2 protein-coding genes are annotated in these 507 nt (G+C 46.7%); both read right to left on the bottom strand.

Translation table 11 applies throughout. The features are described from left to right. A partial coding sequence (locus tag R8N49_RS30790) for a threonine/serine exporter family protein (RefSeq protein WP_318190907.1) occupies positions 1-368 on the bottom strand: 368 nt, incomplete at its 3' end. Further along, the coding region (locus R8N49_RS30795) for a threonine/serine exporter family protein (RefSeq protein ID WP_318190908.1) at positions 368-507 on the bottom strand (140 nt) is incomplete at its 5' end. The genes R8N49_RS30795 and R8N49_RS30790, both read right to left, overlap by 1 nt.

Here is a 507-nt window from a genome sequence, read left to right on the forward strand (position 1 = left end):
GCAATTAACTCTGGCGAGTAACCCAAATGATTAATCTCCACCATCGCAATCATCGCTTTGTAAGCAAAAACGCCCGGAACCATAGGTATCAATGCAGCGACAGTAAACACTTTGGGATGAGCCAAAAAGCGGTGAGACCAATGAACCCCTATCATGCCAACCAAGGTGGCAGCGAAGAAGGTCGCCCACTCAATCGGTACTCCAAACTGCATCATCAAGTAACGACTTCCGTGACCAATCGCACCACCTACCGCGCAATAGATCAAAGCTCGCTGTGGCACATTAAACACCAACGCAAAGCCGACTGCAGGGATGGCTGCAAAAAACATGTCATTGAGCAAACCGAGCGTTAAATCAAAAATATTCATTAAATTGCCCACCCCCAAATACCAGTTACACTCATTGCCGCCACAATGCCCAAACACGTTGCTAACGTCAGCAAACTGGCCATTACAAACCGAGCAATACCCATATTAATGTGACCTTTTAGCATGTCTGCTACCGAAT

This window comes from Vibrio sp. 1978 (assembly GCF_033344345.1).